The 16,963-nt window shown below is 48.3% G+C and carries 18 protein-coding genes and 1 pseudogene; 10 read left to right on the top strand and 9 right to left on the bottom strand.

From position 1 onward, the window contains the following. The 3 genes and pseudogenes from V7126_RS05535 to V7126_RS24045 form a co-directional block, all read left to right on the top strand. On the top strand, window positions 1-1,226 hold a 1,226-nt coding region (locus V7126_RS05535), incomplete at its 5' end, for a bacteriocin maturation protein (protein WP_335497117.1). Then, complete coding sequence (locus tag V7126_RS05530) at window positions 1,226-3,160, top strand: TOMM precursor leader peptide-binding protein (protein WP_175077137.1); 1,935 nt, start codon at window positions 1,226-1,228, stop codon at window positions 3,158-3,160. The genes V7126_RS05535 and V7126_RS05530, both read left to right, overlap by 1 nt. Window positions 3,161-3,249: 89 nt before the next feature. Next, window positions 3,250-3,692: pseudogene (locus V7126_RS24045) on the top strand (DUF4944 domain-containing protein). A gap of 18 nt (window positions 3,693-3,710) precedes the next feature. Here the strand turns inward: V7126_RS24045 and V7126_RS05515 are convergent. Then, on the bottom strand, window positions 3,711-4,691 hold the full coding sequence (locus V7126_RS05515; RefSeq protein ID WP_175077136.1) for an aldose 1-epimerase: 981 nt from the start codon (window positions 4,689-4,691) through the stop codon (window positions 3,711-3,713). A 224-nt stretch (window positions 4,692-4,915) separates the two neighbouring features. Here V7126_RS05515 and nhaC point away from each other — a divergent pair, with 224 nt between their 5' ends. Next, on the top strand, window positions 4,916-6,277 hold the full coding sequence (nhaC, locus tag V7126_RS05510; protein ID WP_175077135.1) for a Na+/H+ antiporter NhaC: 1,362 nt from the start codon (window positions 4,916-4,918) through the stop codon (window positions 6,275-6,277). 40 nt (window positions 6,278-6,317) lie between these two features. Here nhaC and dat read toward each other — a convergent pair whose 3' ends face one another. Further along, on the bottom strand, window positions 6,318-7,169 hold the full coding sequence (gene dat, locus V7126_RS05505) for a D-amino-acid transaminase (protein ID WP_335497113.1): 852 nt from the start codon (window positions 7,167-7,169) through the stop codon (window positions 6,318-6,320). A 270-nt stretch (window positions 7,170-7,439) separates the two neighbouring features. On the opposite strand from dat, the gene V7126_RS05500 reads away from it, so the two are divergent. Beyond that, window positions 7,440-8,339 carry a polysaccharide deacetylase family protein gene (locus V7126_RS05500; RefSeq protein ID WP_335497110.1) on the top strand — a complete coding sequence of 300 codons (900 nt, stop codon included), beginning with the start codon at window positions 7,440-7,442 and terminating at the stop codon, window positions 8,337-8,339. A gap of 140 nt (window positions 8,340-8,479) precedes the next feature. Continuing rightward, window positions 8,480-8,995: a GNAT family N-acetyltransferase gene (locus tag V7126_RS05495; protein ID WP_335497108.1), complete on the top strand. Its 516-nt coding sequence runs from the start codon at window positions 8,480-8,482 to the stop codon at window positions 8,993-8,995. A gap of 262 nt (window positions 8,996-9,257) precedes the next feature. On the opposite strand, the gene V7126_RS05490 is transcribed toward V7126_RS05495, so the two are convergent. The 3 genes from V7126_RS05490 to V7126_RS05480 form a co-directional block, all read right to left on the bottom strand. Beyond that, the gene (locus V7126_RS05490) at window positions 9,258-10,007 is read right to left on the bottom strand and encodes an NAD-dependent protein deacylase (protein ID WP_335497106.1); all 750 of its coding nucleotides are present in this window, start codon (window positions 10,005-10,007) and stop codon (window positions 9,258-9,260) included. Between the two features lie 19 nt (window positions 10,008-10,026). Next, window positions 10,027-11,106, bottom strand: coding sequence for a mechanosensitive ion channel family protein (locus tag V7126_RS05485; RefSeq protein ID WP_335497103.1), 1,080 nt, complete (start codon window positions 11,104-11,106; stop codon window positions 10,027-10,029). A 210-nt stretch (window positions 11,107-11,316) separates the two neighbouring features. After that, entirely contained in the window at window positions 11,317-11,424 is a 108-nt protein-coding gene (locus V7126_RS05480) for a YhdX family protein (RefSeq protein WP_175077129.1), read from the bottom strand. A gap of 210 nt (window positions 11,425-11,634) precedes the next feature. Between V7126_RS05480 and V7126_RS05475 the strand changes: the two genes are divergently transcribed. Genes V7126_RS05475 through V7126_RS05460 form a run of 4 tightly spaced genes read left to right on the top strand, consistent with a single transcriptional unit; the run spans window position 11,635 to window position 13,919 of the window. After that, window positions 11,635-12,357, top strand: a complete 723-nt coding sequence (locus V7126_RS05475) for a glycerophosphodiester phosphodiesterase (protein ID WP_175077128.1) — start codon at window positions 11,635-11,637, stop codon at window positions 12,355-12,357. Further along, the gene (locus V7126_RS05470) at window positions 12,354-12,743 is read left to right on the top strand and encodes a fluoride efflux transporter FluC (protein WP_175077127.1); all 390 of its coding nucleotides are present in this window, start codon (window positions 12,354-12,356) and stop codon (window positions 12,741-12,743) included. The genes V7126_RS05475 and V7126_RS05470 overlap by 4 nt, the downstream gene beginning before the upstream one ends. After that, complete coding sequence (gene crcB / locus V7126_RS05465) at window positions 12,740-13,090, top strand: fluoride efflux transporter CrcB (protein WP_175077126.1); 351 nt, start codon at window positions 12,740-12,742, stop codon at window positions 13,088-13,090. The genes V7126_RS05470 and crcB overlap by 4 nt, the downstream gene beginning before the upstream one ends. A gap of 28 nt (window positions 13,091-13,118) precedes the next feature. Continuing rightward, window positions 13,119-13,919, top strand: coding sequence for a DUF817 domain-containing protein (locus V7126_RS05460; protein ID WP_216899313.1), 801 nt, complete (start codon window positions 13,119-13,121; stop codon window positions 13,917-13,919). A 40-nt stretch (window positions 13,920-13,959) separates the two neighbouring features. Here the strand turns inward: V7126_RS05460 and V7126_RS05455 are convergent, their stop codons facing one another. The 4 genes from V7126_RS05455 to V7126_RS05440 all read right to left on the bottom strand — a co-directional run bounded on the left by V7126_RS05455 (window position 13,960) and on the right by V7126_RS05440 (window position 16,956). Beyond that, complete coding sequence (locus V7126_RS05455) at window positions 13,960-14,637, bottom strand: N-acetylmuramoyl-L-alanine amidase family protein (RefSeq protein WP_175077124.1); 678 nt, start codon at window positions 14,635-14,637, stop codon at window positions 13,960-13,962. Further along, window positions 14,600-14,884, bottom strand: coding sequence for a hypothetical protein (locus tag V7126_RS05450; RefSeq protein ID WP_175077123.1), 285 nt, complete (start codon window positions 14,882-14,884; stop codon window positions 14,600-14,602). Before V7126_RS05450 ends, V7126_RS05455 begins: the two co-directional genes overlap by 38 nt. A 176-nt stretch (window positions 14,885-15,060) precedes the next feature. Continuing rightward, window positions 15,061-15,459: a transcriptional regulator gene (locus tag V7126_RS05445; protein ID WP_175077122.1), complete on the bottom strand. Its 399-nt coding sequence runs from the start codon at window positions 15,457-15,459 to the stop codon at window positions 15,061-15,063. Window positions 15,460-15,582: 123 nt separating this feature from the next. Further along, the gene (locus tag V7126_RS05440) at window positions 15,583-16,956 is read right to left on the bottom strand and encodes a hemolysin family protein (protein WP_175077121.1); all 1,374 of its coding nucleotides are present in this window, start codon (window positions 16,954-16,956) and stop codon (window positions 15,583-15,585) included. Window positions 16,957-16,963 lie beyond the last annotated feature (7 nt).

Raw genomic sequence — 16,963 nt, 5'->3', positions numbered from 1 at the left:
TTATTGCGCTTCAAACCGTTTGCAGGCAAGAAAAGAAACCTTTTTTTCCGGCGGTATGTTTAAAACAGGTCGGGCTTGCGGGGCCTTTTGTGCATGAGGATGATGATGGATGCTTTGCATCGGCATGGCGGCGGATACACCGATCAGCGCTTCATGAAGACCGCATGCTTGACCCCTTTTCGACCGAAGGAAAAGAGATATTGGCGAATGTAATTGCGTTTGAATTGTTTAAAACGGTTGCCGGACTCGCTTCTTTAACGAAGCGCAATCAATGTTACGTTCTCGATTTTGCGACGCTTGAGGGCTCTTGGCACCCATTTTTCCCTCATCCTCTCGTCAGACCCGCCGGCGCCGCGGCCGAAAAGGTTCAAGACCTTGAAGAAAGGGTCAGGGAATGTAGTAACGAGCCGCAAGAAAAAGGACGGCTGTTTCAATTGTTCAATCAGCTGACATCGGCAACGTCGGGGATTTTTCATCTGTGGGAGGAAAAACACTTAAAGCAGCTTCCGCTGTCACAATGCTTTGTTCAAGTCGCAAACCCGCTGTCGGAAGGACCTGCCGAGCTTTTGGCCGGGACGGTTTGCGCCGGTTTTACGCATGAGGAAGCGCGCCGGGAAGCCGGACTTACCGGCATTGAAATGTACGGGGCGAAGCTGGCGGACTTCTATATCCGTGAAGACGGCTTTCTAGGCGTCGGGACGGGAGAAACGGTAGCCGAAGGCGTGTTGAGGGGATTGCAGAAATGGCTTGATCACGAGCTGAAGATGCGCCGAATATCCGGAAAAGAAACGGTCGCTCCTTTATCCTTAAACGCCGTCAAGGATAGTCGCGCCGAATTTTATTTCAACGCGCTGTCCCTCATCCACGATGAACCGCTGGTCGGCTTGGGGCAGGACATCTCAGGCTTTCCCGTTGCATGGGCAAACACAGGAGGCCGCTGGTACCACAGCGCCGGATTAAACATCACGCTGGCGCTCACAAAAGCACTCGAACGGGCGCTTACAGACACACAGCCGCTCGAAGAAGACGCTGCCATGTTAACAGAAGCCAAGAAGAACTTCGACATCCCTGTTTATGAAGGTTTGCAGAAAACGCTGCATTCGGCCATGCACACTATCGGACAGAACGGTTTACAGCTGACGGTTTACGATTTGCCGATAGAGCCTTTTTTCAAAAAAGCACTCGCAGGCGTTTTTGCTGTCCGGGTAAAAAAGGAGGAGGTCTGATGGAACACACCATTTTGATTGTGGGCGAAGGAATGATTGCAGAGGATGTGTCAGATCGGCTGTCCGGGGAATATGAAGTACACTGCCAGCCGGATTTTGAGGCCGGGGTGCCGGAAGAGACCCGGCTCGTTCTTGTTGTGCATGATACCTGGCGCCCGTCGTTATATCGCGAGGCCGAGGAAATCTTAAGGCCGGCCGGCATTCCGTGGCTTCGCGGCTTTATTTCATTCGGTGAAGGCGTCATCGGCCCTCTCGTTTATCCAGGAGGTTCCGGCTGTGCGGCATGTGCCGATATGAGACGGTTCATAGCCGGCCCGGACAGCAACGAAATGCGGGTGCTGGAACAGATTATCACAGACTTTCGCCGCAACCCGTGGGCATCCAGAGCAGGATGCCGGCACATCGCCCGCTTAATCTGTACAGAGATCAAGACCTTTATGGAACACGGTCCGGACGGTTTGGAACAAAAGATACGGCTGATCAATTTACTAACGCTTGAATCGACCTCCCACTTTTACATGCCTGAACCGCTGTGCGAAGTCTGCGGAAGCTGTCCAGACGATACGGCGGAAAATGCCCGCATCTCGCTTCAGCCGTCCCCCAAACCGGATCCGGACAACTATCGTTCGCGCCCGGCTGAGGATTTAAAGGACGCGCTGAGAGCCGAATTTCTCGATTCTCGAACAGGGATCTTCAACGGCAAAATGTATGACGCCATTTTGCCGTTTGCCGATATGATTGTCAACATGCCGTTATGGATCGGAAATGAAGGCGTCGGAGGGCGGACACATTCTTATGAGGAGAGCGAATTAACTGCGGTATTAGAAGGCTTGGAGCGATATTCGGGAATTAAACCGCGCGGCAAGCGGACGATGACGTTTGATTGCTACCGCAATGTAAAGGATCAGGCGCTTGATCCGAGAAAGACCGGTCTGCATGATGAAGGGCAATATGAACAGCCTGATTTCCCCTTCAGGCCATTTGATCAAGACCGGCCGCTCCATTGGGTATGGGGCTATTCATTTTCAGAGAAGCGGCCGATTTTGGTTCCGGAGTCGCTCGCCTATTACAGTCTCGGCAGGGACGACAGCTTCGTTTATGAAACGTCAAACGGATGTTCAATGGGCGGTACGCTTGAAGAAGCGATTTTCCATGCCATATTGGAAGTCGTTGAACGGGATTCCTTTTTGCTGACATGGTATGCAAGGCTCCCTCTCCGTGAGATCGACCTTCGCTCGTGTGAAGATACGGAATTGAGAGTCATGGCTGAACGGGTGCGGGCAGTGGCCGGATACGATCTTCATGTCTATAATTCGACGATGGAGCACGGCATTCCAAGCATTTGGGCGGTTGCCAAAAACAGAAAGAGGGAGGGTTTGAATCTTCTTTGCACGGCTGGCGCACATCCCAATCCTGTAAAAGCCGTCAAAAGCGCGCTTCATGAACTGGCGGGAATGATGCTGAAGTACGATTCGCAGCTTGAAGCCGAAAGGGGCAAATATGAGGAGATGCTGCAGGACCCTTTTTTAGTTCAGAACATGGAAGAACACAGCATGCTGTACGGTTTACCCGAAGCCGAGGAACGCCTCCGTTTTTTGCTGGATCAGCATCAGAGGCCGCAAACCTTTCAAGAAGCATTTAACCAAGTGGCCAAAAACCGCGATATCAAAGAGGATCTTGAGGAATTCCTTGACATATTCCGCCGGCTGAACCTTGAGGTGATTGTTGTTGATCAAACATCGCCGATCACGAAGCGCAACGGTTTGTATTGCGTGAAAGTGCTCATTCCGGGGATGCTGCCGATGACGTTCGGACACCGCCTCATCCGCTTGGCGGGACTTGAAAGGGTGCTGACGGTGCCGGTGAAACTAGGCTATACGAAAGAGGCGCTGACACCCGGCGAGCTGAATCCGCACCCTCATCCGTTTCCGTAACATTTGCCATTTTTGACCGTTTTGCTTTATCATAAAGCAGAACTTTTTTAGGCGGTGGTTATGTGAAACAGGAATACAAACGGCCCGTTATGTTCGCTGCGGCCGTTTTCTTTGTCTTTTGCTGCGTCTATTCCGGCGCAAAGCTGATCGCTTTTTACTCCGCGGAGTACCCGAAGTGGATCGGAAACAGCCGGGATGGAAATTGGCAGGCCGTGATAAAAAAAAGCGGCGGCGCCCCAGGTTTCAGCGGAAATTCATATTGGACCGGGGTCGCGCCTCTCTTCGCGAGACGTATTTGGAAAGATTGGTTGTTACATTTGATGATGAAGTCGCCCTCAGTTCAGGCATCGAAACGCCGATGATCGATTATTCAGGCGGCACGTTTCCTGACGGAGGCTTAAAGGAAGACTCGGTTTCCTTTTAAGAGGCTGAACTTAAAGGGCGTCATATCACTGTTCAATTGACATGGAGACAGGGAACGCAGGCGGCTCATGCCGAGTTTGCGCTTGATAAGCAAACGCTGTTTCACTAAAATGCAGGCGGAATGACATTACATTCCGCCGATCGTGATTTTGCTTCTCATCGTCAGCTCCTCATTCGGCCCCAAAGCCCGAAAACCGGTGACATCAGCGGGCAGATCAAGGTTCGGGGCGTTTGTCATCCACGTATACGGCTCCAGACAAAGCAAGTCTTCCTGATCCGTTTTCCCGTTATAGACGACCCAATGTTTAAAATGCCTGTCCCCCGCATAGCTGACGCGAATCCCGGCCAGGCGGTCGCGGATTTCGGCCGTGCTGTTTCCTTGTTGGTCATGTTCGGCTGCCAATATATCGTCAAGCCGGTCTCCTGCTGCCGATCTGCCTTCTTTAAATTCGTCCGTCACGCTGAATTCCCCCGTCGGAAGCAGCCGGTCCGACAAATCCCATTTTTTCGAAGCCGGGAGCGAAAACACGCATTGCGTCTTATCCCCTTCTTCGTTAAACGGGTAGCGGAAGGAAGTGTGGTAACCGAGTCCGAGCGGCATCGGATCTTCCCCGTGATTGACAACCGACGCATCTATCCTGAGATTCGGCCCCTCCAATATATAGGTCATTTCGATCGAAAACGAATGGGGAAATATGCGCTGGATCTCCGGATGATCCTCAGCCTTCAGAATGGTTTTGACGATGCTCTGCTCTCCTTCTGCTTCCGCTTTTTTCACCGCCCATTTTTTATCATAAAGAAATCCGTGCAAATGGTTTTGCAGCGGTTTTTCATTGACTGGCAGCGAATACGTTTTTCCTTCATATGTAAACTTCCCGTGATCGATCCGATTCGGCGGAAAAAGGATGGGAATCCCGAACAAGCATGGATTTTCATCATATTCTCCCTTCGTTTCCGGCGTCTTCAACAAATGTATTCCCGCAGGTTTCCACTTCAATGAAATCAAATTGCTCCCCCAGCCAGGCACGAGTATGGCTTCCAAATAATCGTTCGCAAGCAATAGTGCATCTTCGTTTAAAAAGCGGTGCTTTTGTACGGTGCAGGACATCCTTCATTTCCTCCCTTTCGTCATTCGGTACAGGCATCCATCCAAGCGGCAATGCTGCCTTTAGCTTATTATATCTAAAGAAGGCAGCGCTTTCAAAAAGCGGAAGTGAAAAATGTTTGAAATATTTTAATTTAAATAAACGCGCTATCTTTCTGTTATAATACGTTTACGCACAAAAGCATAAAAGGATTAAAGAATGATATTTTTGTAATGAGGTGTATAATTTGTCCAACGAAAAACGCTTATCGTTTTCTATATCGGCTTTTTTATTTTTGGCCATCTTATCGGTTATTTTTATATGCTTATTTATTTTTCATGCCGATCCGCATATGCCTTTATTGATTTGCATCGGATTTTTGGCGGTTGTCAGCGTTTTAAAGGGTTTTTCCTGGAAGGAGCTCGAAAGCGGCATCGTTTCCGGTATTAAAAGCGGCGTTCAGCCGATTATCGTCCTGGCGCTTATCGGCATTTTGATCGGGGTTTGGGAGTACAGCGGCGCGATCCCGACGGTTACGGTTTACGCGCTGAACTTGATCGAACCGCAGTTTTTGCTGCTGACCGCTTTATTCAGCTGCATGATCATCAGTTCGCTCGTCGGTTCCAGTTTTACGACGGTGAGCACGATCGGCGTCGCTTTAATAGGGGTCGCTTCAGCGGCCGGCCTTCCGCTGACATGGGTCGCAGGGGCCGTGATTTGCGGCGCATGCTTTGGAGACAAAATGTCGCCGTTGTCAGATACGACGAATTTTGCCTCCGGCGTCGGCGAGATTCCGATTTTCAAGCATATCAGACATATGACGGGAACGACGATCCCCGCCCTTCTGATCACCGTTCTGCTGTTCTTTTTCATGGGAAGATCTTTAACCATCGCATCAGCATCAACGGAAAACATTAAAGCGATTGTTAACGGGATTGAAAACACCGTAGGAATCAGCGCATGGTCCCTTTTATCGCCTTTAGTCGTCATTGTGATGGCGGTGAGGCGCATGCCTGTCATTCCTTCCCTGGCTGCGGGGATTTTGTCAGCGGGTGTTCTTGCCGCCTTTATACAGCCTGATGCCGGCATTTCATCATTTTTATCAGCGATGCAAAAAGGACCGGTGTTTTCAGCCGGAAACGAAGCGGTCGAAAACATTCTGAATCGCGGCGGGCTCCAATCAATGCTCGGTTCGATCTCCCTGATCATGATCGCGTTTGCGCTCGGCGGGCTGATGGAAAAAACCGGGCTGATTAAGAGCCTTCTCGAAGGCGTAATCAAAGGAATTCGTTCAAAAGGACGCCTTGTGTTTTCAACGGTATCATCAAGCATCGCCATGAACCTTTTGACAGGCGAGCAGTATTTATCGATTTTAATACCCGGACAGTCCTTTAAAGCGCTTTACGATAAGCTCGGAATCGACCGCAAACATTTGACAAGATCGCTTGAAGACGGCGGTACACTGGTCAATCCCCTGATTCCGTGGGGGGTCAGCGGCGCGTTCATGTCCAGTGCGCTCGGCGTCAGCGTCATTGACTATTTGCCGTTTGTCTTTTTCCTATATATATCACCGCTCTTTTCGATTTTGTTCGGATTCAGGAAACAATGAGAAAAGCGCCGTTTCCATATACAGGAGACGGCGCTCTTTTTTACGAAAATGCTGCGGTTACTGATAATATGTGCTCCTCCAAGGCTTTTTGCACTTCTTTTGTACGCGGGCCCGGCACCCCTGTTCCGACATTCTGACCGTCGATGACGGTGACCGGAATAACCTCGGCTGTCGTCGATGAAATAAACACTTCATCCGCATTCATCAATTCATCTTTTGACATCGCTTTTTCTTCATACTGCCAGCCGTTTTTTTGGATCAGCTCCAACAGCGTCCTCCGCGTGATGCCGTTTAAAATGAGATTTGTCGCCGGATGCGTGTAAATCACTTGATCTTTGACGGCATAAACGTTTGAAGAGGTCCCTTCCGTCACAAGTCCGTCGCGAACTAAAATCGCTTCAAACGAGGAAGCCTCATGCGCCTTTTGTTTGATCATAACGTTGTATAAGAGATTCAGGCTTTTAATATCGCACCTCAGCCAGCGCAGATCCTCTTCCGTAATGACGGAAACGCCGGTTTGCTGTTCGTTAACCGGTTTTTTGATCGGGAACGTATAAGCCGTCACCTGAGGATCGAGTCCTGCGGGATATTGGTGCTTCCTCGGAGCCGTTCCCCTTGTCGCCTGAAGATAGAGTCCCCCGTCTTGAACCTGGTTGGCCTTGATGAGCCCTTTCAGATCACTTTTCAGTTCATCCTCTGAAAACGGCAGGTCAATGCGAATTTCCGCAGCGCTTTTGAAAAAACGGGCAACGTGTTCATCAAGCGTATAAAGCGTTCCGTTATATATGCGGATCACTTCATAAACGCCGTCCCCGAATTGATAGCCTCTGTCTTCAATATCAACCGCACATTCGCTCCGATCCATCAGCCGGCCGTTAAAAAGAACTTTCATTTCTCCATCCCCTTGCTATCGAATTGGTTTCTCGATTTTCTCCCTTCCATTCTAACATGCCGGTTTCATTCTAAATAGTGTAAAAATTCTTAGAACGCTGCCTTCCACCATTCAACATTTTCTCTTAAATTTTGATCATTTTTTCGCTGCTCCCGGTATCCAACATCTTTCCAATCCTGTATACTTAAACATTGTGGTCCATTATTTTATAAGACTAGCAATCTATTTCATAATGGCAACGGAATAAGAACATGATATGGAGAGAGTAACATGCGCCAGGATTCAAAAAAAGCAGCCCCTTCAGCGGCTTATCTGCTGACGAAAACAGCATGTTTTGCCATTTTGTGCCTGATTCTCCTTTACGTCTGGGATTTGTCGAAGTCCGTAGGCACGCCGGGCAAAAAAGAGCTGACCATGTCGGAAAACAGCCAAATGCGGCATGAAGGGGACAGCATTCCGCTCAAAAAAGCAACGCACGGCAAGCTTCTCGACCACCTGAGCACAAAGCAGGAAATCGCTGAACGCAAAAAGGAAACAGAAAAGAAAAACGAAGCGGCGGAAAAAAAGCAGGAAAAAACGGTTTATTTGACTTTTGATGATGGACCTTCAGCCGTAACCCAAACGCTTCTGGATATTTTGGACGAACACGATGTGAAAGCGTCATTCTTCATGCTTGAGCCAAACATGAAGCTTCACAGGAAGGCCGTTCTCAATATGAAGCAAGAGGGCCATGCACTCGGTCTTCACGGGGTTACACATAACCAGAAGCTATTTTATAAAGGCGCCAATTCTCCTAATCTGGAAATGAAGCAGGCTCAAAAAACGCTGAAGTCTATTACAGGAGTGAAAACCAGGCTGATCAGAACGCCGTATGGAAGCAAGCCGTCGCTCACCGACGCACAAAAGGAAAAACTGAAAAAAAACGGGTTTATTTATTGGGACTGGAATATTGACAGCCTTGACTGGAAATACAGGAATCAACGATATGTCCCCGAAGTCATGAACCAGCTGAACATGATCAAAAACCGGCACGCGAAACAGCCGATTGTCATCTTATTGCATGACATTCCTTCAACTGTTCATTCACTGCCGCTGTTGATCACCAATCTAAAAAACATGGGATATTCATTCGCAACGCTTGATGAGTCAATGACGCCTGTTCACGAATAGCCCATCTGCTTGATCCCCTGACGACAGGGGATTTTTTTATTGCCAAAGCGGTTTTGGTCAGTTTATCTGACACACTCGTTGCATCTTAAAACCGTTTGACTATATTGGGAAGATAGATTGATATCAAATGAGGTGTTCAGATGAAGATTGAAGACGTGACATCGATTGAAGGCCATCTTGATCAACTGGCCGACCTCCTCGTCCAAGTCACAGACGGCGGGGCGTCGATCGGGTTTCTGTCTCCGCTTGACCTGTCGGCAGCAAGAGCATATTGGGAAAACGTGCTGGAGCCCGGCGTGATTTTACTGATTGCCAAACGGGACGGCGAGATTGCCGGAACCGTTCAACTGCATTTATACATGAAACAAAACGGGCGCCATAGAGCCGAAATCTGCAAATTAATGACGTCACCCTCCTTCAGGCGGCAAGGCATCGCCCGTTCATTGATGGAAAACATCCTGGAAAGGGCACAGCATGAAGGCAGGTCTTTGGTCGTTCTCGATACAAGAGAAGGAGATCCTTCCAACCTTCTTTACGCATCGCTCGGGTTTGCCGAGGCGGGACGAATCCCTCATTACGCCGAATCGGCGGACGGACGGCTTGATGCAACAGTTATTTATTATAAAAACTTGGCTGCTGAGGAGACATCTCCTTGAACCTGAAAATTCAAATAGCTGCTGAAAAAGACGTTCCTGCCTTTCACCAGCTCAGATCGAAGCTTTCTGGGAATACCGCTTTCCTGGCGTCCCGTCAAGCGCATTGACAAAAACCGCGGAAACATTAAAAACAGCTCTTCAAACCGGAGCAAGGCGTTTTATGTTTTGGAGACGGCGTTCCGCTCGGTTCGGCAAGATTGCTATTGCAGCAATGGAAAAACGCTGCGGCAAATATGAAAGGCGCCCCCTCCGGGACGCCTTTTCAGCTGCTGATTTCTTTGACAAACTCGGCGATTTTGCGGTGAATGACTACATCGAACAAATGGTCAAACGGGGTGTCGTCAAGATTGATCATGATTTTCTTTAACCCCGGGATCAAATGGGCTTCTCCCGGCACAAACCGGACAGGCGCCACTTCAAGCGAGGTGCCGATTACGAGAAGAAGGTCGGATTCATCAAGGCTTTCAAAAAGGGTGTCAAAATGCTGAACGGCGTCACCGAACAGCACGACATCCGTCTTCAAAATAAACCCGCACTCCTCGCCCTTCCGGTTGATGCGGCTGCATCTCGGCACATCATCCTTGAGAATGTGTTCCAGTCCGTAGCGCGCGCCGCATTTCGGGCATGCAGCCGTTTGGATGGAACCGTGAAGCTCGTAGACACGGCGGCTGCCCGCCTTGATATGAAGCCCGTCGATATTCTGTGTGAACACCCTGACGTCTTTCCCCCGCTTCTCAAGGCCGGCTAAATACAGATGCCCTGCGTTCGGCTGAAACGTACAGGTCATCTTCATTTGGAAAAGCTCTTTGAACTTGGGCCAGAAAAGCTTTGGATAACGCTCATAATAGTCGCGGCTCATCGCTTCCATCCTTGACATATCTTCCGTCCATATCCCGCCGGCTGAACGAAAATCGGGAATTCCCGATTCAGTGCTCATTCCGGCACCCGTTAAAACGGTGATGCACTGCGCGTTTTCGATTGCTTTTATAAACGTTTCGGCTTCTCCGTGCATGATCAGTCCCCCTTTTTCATCACGCTTGGTTTTCCAGAGCGGCTTTCATATCTTTCAGCTCAAACAGGCTGTGACCGGGAGAAACAAACTCAACTTGCTCTTCGTTCATGATATCGATGATCCGATAGTTGATATCCTGTCTGATGTCTAAATTTTCGGCCCAAACAGTCGTATTCGTATAAAAGTTGAAAAAGATGCTTAAATACGTATCCTGCAATACATCAAGGTTGACCATAATCACCTCGGGATGAACGCCTTCATGCGTTTCGAGCATTTCCCTGAACCGTTGGATGCACCTTTCGACCTTTTCCCGCGGGGTTGACGGATCGATATGAAGCGAGAATGTGATCTGGCGCTTTCTCATTTTCGTCCAGTTCATGATCGCTTCATTGGCGAGCACCGAATTTGGCACCGTAACGAGAGCCTCTCCCGACGTGCGGATCTTCGTGCTTCTGAAAGAAATATCTTCGACCGTTCCGATTACGATTTTCGTTTCGATAAAGTCTCCTATCGTAAAAGGCTTCTCCATGATGATGACAATTCCTCCGAAAAAGTTCCCAACGGTATCTTTCGCGGCAAGGGCAAACGCGAATCCTCCAAGGCCGAGTCCGGCGACAAAACCGTTCACATCGTAATGGAACTCTCCGGCAATCACGCTGATTCCAAGGGCCACGATGACAAAGCGGAGAATCTTTGACAAAAACGGAGCGAGAATATCGTCCATGTCAAGCTCCAGCCGTTTGTTGATTTTATGAAAGAGCACCGAAGACGAAGCCGTTAAATTGTAGAGCCCGGTCACAACGAGAATGACGAGGGAAACTCTGTACAGCTTGTGAACGATCGCCATATGCGCATCGAAAAACGGTGAATAGATAATGGCCAAATAAATACCGAGAATGGCAAAAAACCATCTGGCCGGCTTTTCAAATGCGACCACCACTTGATTGAAGAAATCGGTTTTCGGTTTATGCGTTAATTTTAAAATCAGGTTAAACAAATACTTCGTAAAAATTTTTCTCAATAAGAAAAATAAAAGCAGGATGCCGATGCTGATTCCGATTTGCCCGGCAAACTCCATTGTCATGTACTGTGTGAACATCGCTTTCTCTCCTTATATCGCTGTCAAGCATTTATTATACTAAAAGCTTCGAAAAATTTCTCATTTTATTGCGCGGGAAAATGTGTCAGGATATCCTTTGGCGCCCGCAGACAGCCGGCGCTAGACGCTTAAAAGGCTGCCGATCGTTTCGGCAGCCTTTGGTTGACTGTATTTAGTTGTTCCACGAGACAAATGATTCGGGGTACGCTGCTATTTTTCCTTCGCAGACTTCGTTTGATCCAGGAGAGTCGCTTCAAACATTTCGGCATCGGTTTCGGCCTTGATCCGTTCTTCCACTCTAATTCTCCCTTTACCCATCATCTCGCCTCCTTTGCTCCATTTTAAAGTATCTGAATTTTTCGCAAATGGACCTTAAGAACTATTTTTGCCGAATTTTGTCGCATTCAATGCCGGCGTCTCTTGTCAGATCTTATTTTTTTCGATTCGAATTTGAGCCGATTTACTTGCGTCATCTATTCGGGTATCCTTGTTATGGAATAGATTTTTTTATAAGAGGAGCTGACATGTTTGCACATCATCGGACATCGCGGTGCCTCAGCTTACGCCCCGGAAAATACGTTTGCCGCTTTTGAAAAAGCGCGAGAGCTGGGGGCCGATTTTATTGAGCTGGATGTACAATTGACAAAGGATGGGAAGCTTGCAGTCATCCACGATGACAAAGTGGACCGGACGACAAACGGAACGGGCTTTGTCCGTCATTTTACGATGAAAGAGCTGGAAAAGCTTGACGCAGGAAGCTGGTTCGGCCCTTCTTTTCAAGGCGAAAAAATCCCGGACCTCGAAACCGTTCTTCACAAATATCACAAAAAAATAGGGCTGCTCATCGAAATCAAGTCATCCAGAACACAGCCCGGTATTGAACAAGCGATCGGCCGGCTGATTGAACGGTTCGGCTTTTCAAACAACACGATCGTTCAATCCTTTGACGCCGATGCGATCATGACGCTGCACAGCCTGTACCCTTCCATACCGGGCGCCGTATTGATGAGGCCGAGGTTTGGAATGCTGCCGCACGGCCGCCTTCGGCACATTGCTTCATTTTCGCGCTATGTCAGCCTGAAACATACAATGCTCAGCCCTTTTTTGATTAAATCCGCTCACAGCCATAATCTGAAGGTGTTCGCCTGGACGGTAAACGGGCTGAAAACCGGGCTCCGCCTGCAAGGCTGGAAGATCGACGGAATCATTACTGACTATCCAGATTATTTTGTGAAAGAAGGAAAAGCATGAAACCATATGTTGCTGTATTCATTGGGGGTGCACTCGGTTCGCTGTTCCGCTATGCGGTAAACATGAGTGTCGGGGGCGCCTTTTTTCCTTGGCCGACTTTTATAGAAAATGCTTCAGGAAGCCTGCTTCTCGGTCTCTTGACAGGCTTTTTTTCGTCAAGAGAGAAAAATAAGCTTATCCAGCTCATGTTAGGAACGGGTTTTTGCGGAGGGTATACGACAATGTCCGCGTTTTCAAAGGAAACGGCGCTGATCCTTCACTCCTCTTCGCCTCATATCGGGGTATTCTATTTGGCTGCCTCCCTTGCCACCGGGCTCTGCCTCGCTTTTATAGGGATTGTGTCGGGGACCCGGATCAGCCAAAAAAAGGAGCGATATGGATCATGATGACAGCGGGTTTTGTGATAGCGGGAGGCCTCGGTTCCGTTCTGAGGTTTTGGCTAGGGCATTTTATCAGCTCGAGATCGCAGGGCGCGCCGTTTCCGGTCAGCATTATGCTGATCAACATCCTCGGCTCTTTAATGCTCGGCATCTTCACGGCTCTCGACATGCAAAATCAAATGCTTTCTATTATAATAGGAACCGGTTTTTTCGGAGGGTTTACCACGTTTTCAACCTTCAGCGTCGAAGCCGTCCAGCTTCTGGCAGAAAAACGGCTGAAGGCGGGTGCAGCTTACATACTAATGACAATGATATGCTGCATCGGAGGCTTTTGGGCTGGAAGCCTTCTTTAACAAAAAAATGAGATGATAGGGTGTTTTGATGAAGCAATTGTTCTTGTTTGGTTTTGAACAGGCAAAATCGTGCCTGTTTCCCGTTGTTATTTTTCTGGCTCTCGCCATAACAAAGATAGTTGAAGTGCCTTTCATCTCCCGTTATGATGCGATTCTATTGATTTGTTTGCTGACGCAAATTCTCATGATCGCATTCAAGTACGAATCGTTGGACGAAGTGAAAGTGATCTGCGTGTTTCATCTGATCGGACTCGCATTGGAGTTATACAAAGTACATATGGGGTCGTGGAGCTATCCCGAGGAGGCGGTTACGAAATGGTTTGGGGTTCCTTTGTACAGCGGCTTCATGTACGCCAGCGTCGCAAGCTATATGTGCCAGGCGTGGAGGAGGCTTCAGTTAAAACTGACGAATTGGCCTCCTACTTGGAGCGTGTTTGTCCTCAGCGCCGCCATCTATATTAATTTTTATACAGACCATTTTATTTACGATTTTCGCTGGATATTAAAAATCGCAACCTTGCTTATCTTTTATCGTACATTTGTGCATTTTACGGTCAATCACCGTACATATGCGATGCCTCTGCCGCTGTCGTTTGCATTGATCGGCTTTTTCATTTGGGTGGCCGAAAATATCGCGACGTTTTTCGGCGCCTGGCAATACCCGAACCAGCACAGGCAATGGGAAATGGTTCACGTCGGAAAAGTCAGTTCCTGGCTGTTGCTCGTGATTGTCAGCTTTCTGATCGTTGCGCTTTTAAAACATATCAAAGAAGGCCGCACACAAACAGGCAGATTAAGCCGGGCGGGGGATCCCGGGGTCAAATCATAAGAATCCATTTTGAAAGCTCAAAATGGATTCTTTTCCCCATTTACCCTTTTTCAATCGTTGCCGTCTGAAAGGCCTCCCAATTTGAAGAAACGACTTGCAGCACGTCGTCTTTTTCCTGATAAGCCCCGATCTGTCCCCCGTCCATCGTCACTTTATATAATGAGGCGCCGCTTTTGGCGAGGCCGAGGCATTTGGCAATTCCGTTGACATGCCCTCTTGCCGTCTGTTCGATCCAAGCCGAGCTCTTCATCTTCGCTGCATCGTCCGGGTGATCGATAAAGCCGTTTTCCGTTAAAATCGCATGCATCACCGTTTCCCTGAGCACATGAAAATTCGCTTTTTTCATCCCTCTGTCCCGCAAACCGTTTTGTTTAATGACTTCTTCGTGAATGATTCTTTGGTAAAGCGCGGTGACAGACTCGTCGGACAAGCCGCTGTAAATATAATCCTCATAACCGTAGGCCGTGCCGTCAAAAGCGTTGATATGAATGGACACAAACAAATCGGCCCCCCACGAATTGGCGTCATCGGTCCGCTCCTGAAGCGAGACCGTTTTGTCTGTCGTCCTGCTGAGCCTCGTCTCCGCATTGCTGTATTCCTGCAAAAGGATGTCATTGATCTTTAATGCGATGGCCAATGTGACGTTTTTTTCCGACAAACCGTTTCCCGTAGCTCCCGGATCACTTCCGCCGTGTCCCGGATCCAAATAAATTTTCATGTTCGAATTCCTCCTTATTCGTTGTTAAGACGTTTTTTGAACCTGAATAAAAACCGACTGATGACAATCCGAGGCAGATTCCGACCGCCATGTCTTCCTTCCAGTTTCCCGTGGTCAACAGCAGCGAAATGCAAATTCCGAAAACAATCGCAAAGACGGGGAGAAATCGTTTCTGAATGCCGAGCAGCCTGACCGTATGAACCAGCCCTGTAATCAACGGAACGAATGCCACATCAGAAAATTCCATGCTCTTTCCCCTCCCTTTCTTCTTCGGTTACATGTTTTAATCCCCCCTGTTTTAAAAGGTTACGTTCATCTTATAAGGAAAACGCTCCTGAGCCGCGTCATCATCCGGTCAAGAAGCTGAAGAAAAACTGAAAACATATCCCGCCATTAAAAAAAGGACTTGTTTAAAACAAGTCGCTACATATTCGTGATCGCCGCCAGGCTGACGAGAAGCTTGTCCAATAACGCTTTTTTCAATAAAAACAACGTTTTTTCGCTATATCCGATTTCCATCGCGCACTTTCCCATGCTCCAATTGCGGATATAGCGGTATTCAACAAGCATCCGCTCCGTCTCATCCAATTCAGCCAAAGCCGTTTCCATGGAGTCCAGCAAAAATTGATAGAGCCTTTTTTCGGCGTCCAGTTGATAATGGGCTTCCGTCTCTTTGACAAAGCCGCCCGTCTCCACCTTCTCCATCCTCCTCTCCAAATTGACAACGGCGGCTTTGTAATTTTTCCAGTTCCGCAAATGAAATTCGATTCTCTTGATGCAGGTCTTCTTCTCATCCTCGGAAATGGTCTCATACCATAGCAAGGGCATCTCCCTCCAAACAGAACATTTGTTCTCATTATATACGAACGAATGTTCCTGTTCAAATGACATTTTTTCTATTTCAGCCGGGTCTTTTTTCTTAAAAAAACGCAAAAAACCTTGAGCTTATTTTTCGCTCAAGGTAACTTCGTTTATCATCACCGGGTCGGCCGGCGCGAGCTCGACGTGTTCTGTCGTTTGTTCCTGTTTGATTTCAACGTGCTTAATCAGCCGTCCCTCCATCTCGAGGACCTTAATCGTATAAGTACCGACATGAACCGCCTGGCCTTCGGCGATGTCTATATTTTCTTTCAGAACGAGTCCGCCGACAGTGTCGACCTCCTCTTCTTCGATCGCATCCTCAAACAATTCATTCACCTGATCGATCCTCACTTTTCCGTCCATGATGTATTCATGATCGGAAATTTTCTGAATGAGCGGTATTTCGTCTTCGTCAAACTCGTCCCTGATATCTCCGACAATTTCCTCGAGAATATCCTCGGTCGTGACAAGTCCGGACGTTCCTCCGTATTCATCCGTCAGGATCGCCATGTGGATCCGGTCGCGCTGCATTTTGATCAGAAGCTTTTGGACGGGCACGGTCTCAATAACTTCAATGACGGGGCGGACGTATGATTCAAGCGAAAGCCGCTTTTTTTCCTCCTCCGACATAAACAGCATATCCGTAAACAGCTGTTTCGTGTTGACCATGCCGATGACGTGGTCCTTATCGCCCTTATAGACCGGCCAGCGCGTATATTTTTCTTTCAGCATGAGCTGAAGCGCCTCATCGATCGGCATATCGGCCGAGACGTAGGCGATTTCGGTGCGGGGCACCATGATTTCTTTCGCAATCCGGTTATCGAATTCGAAGATTTTATTGACGTATTTATATTCAGACGGATTGATTTCTCCGCTTTTATAGCTTTCTGATAACAAGATGCGCAGCTCTTCCTCTGAATGGGAATCGCCCTTTTCCGAAGCGGGCCGCAAACCGAATAAACCGGTCAGCACTCTGGCTGAAGCATTTAAAATCCAGATGAACGGAAACATGACAACATGGAAAAAATGCAACGGTCCCGCAAGCCAAAGCGTCATTTGCTCCGCTTTTTGGATCGCGATGGTTTTAGGGGCCAGTTCTCCAACCACAACGTTCAGGAATGTAATGACACAAAAAGCAATGACAACCGACAGCGCATGTGAGATGGAATCTGACACGTGCAGGCTTTCAAAGAGCGGATGTAAAACCTTTCTGACCGTCGGTTCCCCCATCCAGCCCAAACCTAATGCCGTTATCGTAATTCCAAGCTGGCAAGCTGACAGGTATTCATCTAAATCCGATATCACCTGCTTTGCGCGAACTGCCCTTTTGTTTCCTTCCGTTATAAGCTGATCGATGCGCGAGTTTCTTACTCTAACAATAGCGAATTCTGATGCGACGAAAAAAGCAGTTAAAGCAATCAGAACGCCAATGATCATCAGACTAACGATATCGTCCATTTAACCT

This window comes from Bacillus sp. JJ675 (genome assembly GCF_036963165.1).
Taxonomy (GTDB): domain Bacteria; phylum Bacillota; class Bacilli; order Bacillales; family Bacillaceae; genus Bacillus; species Bacillus glycinifermentans.
The sequence above is the reverse complement of the archived record's forward strand: the minus strand, read 5'-3'. Positions and strand labels throughout refer to the sequence as shown.